A 2,058-nucleotide genomic window follows, 5' to 3' on the forward strand; every position below is an offset into this window, starting at 1 on the left:
AACCGCCTGGCCGCAGCGGTGTCCCGCCGGTTCTGTACGAGGATGTCGAGCACGTTGCCGTCCTGGTCAACGGCCCGCCACAGGTACTTCTGCTCTCCGTTGATCTTGATGAAGACCTCGTCCAGATGCCACTTGTCGCCGGGCCGGGGCCGTCGGCGGCGCAGGCCGTTGGCGTAGGACTGCCCGAACTTCAGGCACCAGCGGCGGACGGTCTCGTGGGAGACGATCACGCCGCGCTGCAGCATCAGCTCCTCGACCTCGCGTAGGCTGAGCGGGAAGCGGAAGTACAGCCACACGCAGTGCGCGATGATCTCGACTGGGTACCGGTGCCCCTTGTACGGCGGCGGCGTACTGCCCACGGGCAACCCCCTCCACCATGATCAACCCGAAGATCATCCCACCCGGCCAGCCAACGTGACAGTGCCTCCAACTGCGCTCATCGACGGGGCTGCAGGTCAGTCCCCATGTTCCCTTCGGGTGCGCCTTGCCGGCGTGAAAACATGGCTGCGGCGCCTGCCCGCCGATGCCGGTCGCTCGTTGGGACGTTGAGCCCGTAGGTCAGTCTGGTGCCGGGGCCGCAGAGGGGCCACGCACTGTTGCCATCGAGCACGCCGGTGGCGCATGGCGGACACCGACGACAGCAGTGACATCGAGGAGATCGAGCAGGCCGAGGAGCTCATAGCACGGGTCGCCTCGATCGATATCGCCAAGGCATCGGGCATGGTCTGCGTACGCGTGCCGCACGAGGACAAGCCCGGCAAACGTGTGCAACAGGTCTTCAACACCGTCGCGACCAGCGGCGCGATCCTGGACCTGGCCGACCACCTGATCTGCCAGGGCGTCACCCGCGTGGTCATGGAGACCACCTTGACCTACTGGAAGCCGTACTTCTTCCTGCTCGAATCGCGAGGTCTGGAGTGCTGGCTGGTCAACGCCCTCGACGTCAAGGACGTCCCAGGCCGGCCCCGTGCGGAGGTCTTCTTCGCCGGGAACCATTACTGCCCCGCGCTCTGTCATCAGGCTCGTTACGATGCGCTGCGCGCCGCCCGGAGGCGGCGGCGGTCGTTCGGAGGGGGAGAACTGTGTTCGTACTGGCCATCCTGCTGCTCATTGCGGCAGTCGTGCTGTTCGTGGTCGGCCGTGGCCGCACCGGGGGCTGGAAGCTGGGCGCCGCGCTCAGCACTGTCGTCGGCATCCTGGCGGGCGCCTTCGCCTGCTTCTACGTCGTGAGCGCGTACGAGGTAGGGGTCCCGGTGACCCTCGGGAGTGTCGGCACCCCGCTGACCTCCGGGGTCCACTTAAAGTCGCCGTTCACCGACGTCACGTCCTTCTCCACCCGCCCGGTGGACCTCGACCTCCACGACAAGGACACGGTCGAGGTCCGCTCCGCGCAGGGAGGTGTGCTGTACGCAGACGTCACGATCAAGTGGGCCGTGGTGCCCTCGAAGGCCGTCGCGCTCTACCGGCTGGCAGGCTCCGAAGAGGCCATCCAGGAGCGGCTGGTGGTGCCGGACAGCCGCGAGATCATCCGCAACGTCTTCGCGAAGCACACCAGCGAGGAGGGCTACGCCTCGGCCCGGGAGCAGATCGGCTCGGAGATCGACACGCTCATCAAGGATCGCCTGGCACCGCGCGGCATCGACGTCACGGCCGTCAACCTGCGCAATGTGAAGCCGTCGGACAAGCTGCAGGAGCAGATCGACAAGAAGATCCAGCAGGAGCAGGCCACCGAGCGCGCGACCGAGGGGGCGCGTACGGCCAAGGCAGAGGCGGAGCGCAAGCGGATCGAGGCGGAGGGGATCGCCGGCGCCAACAAGATCATCGAGCGGTCGCTGAGCAACAAGGTGCTCTACAACCAGTGTTTGGACGCCTACAAGGAGGCCGCGAAGTCCCACCCGGTGTACGCGGTGCCCTGCGGCACGGACTCGGGAGGTACGCCGGTCATCATTGACGGCAGCAAGAACTAGTGCCGGATCAGGCAACGTTTGCCCTGTCCACGACGGCGCGTAGGTGCCGGTTGTCGGCATTGCGGTTTCGCCAGATGATGTAGCGGCGGAT

At 66.5% G+C, this 2,058-nt stretch carries 3 protein-coding genes; 2 read left to right on the forward strand and 1 reads right to left on the reverse strand.

Features of this window, described 5'->3' with window-relative positions:
* Nucleotides 1-359, reverse strand: a 359-nt coding sequence (locus tag ACIPEK_RS46540; protein ID WP_402009082.1) for an IS6 family transposase, incomplete at its 3' end; no start/stop codon positions are given.
* A 262-nt stretch (nucleotides 360-621) separates the two neighbouring features.
* Between ACIPEK_RS46540 and ACIPEK_RS46545 the strand changes: the two genes are divergently transcribed.
* Both ACIPEK_RS46545 and ACIPEK_RS46550 read left to right on the forward strand, forming a co-directional pair.
* Nucleotides 622-1,230, forward strand: a complete 609-nt coding sequence (locus ACIPEK_RS46545) for a hypothetical protein (protein WP_402009085.1) — start codon at nucleotides 622-624, stop codon at nucleotides 1,228-1,230.
* Nucleotides 1,131-1,967, forward strand: a complete 837-nt coding sequence (locus tag ACIPEK_RS46550) for a prohibitin family protein (RefSeq protein ID WP_402009088.1) — start codon at nucleotides 1,131-1,133, stop codon at nucleotides 1,965-1,967. The genes ACIPEK_RS46545 and ACIPEK_RS46550 overlap by 100 nt, the downstream gene beginning before the upstream one ends.
* Nucleotides 1,968-2,058 lie beyond the last annotated feature (91 nt).

It is taken from the genome of Streptomyces sp. NPDC088246, assembly GCF_044741025.1.
Taxonomy (GTDB): Bacteria; Actinomycetota; Actinomycetes; order Streptomycetales; family Streptomycetaceae; genus Streptomyces.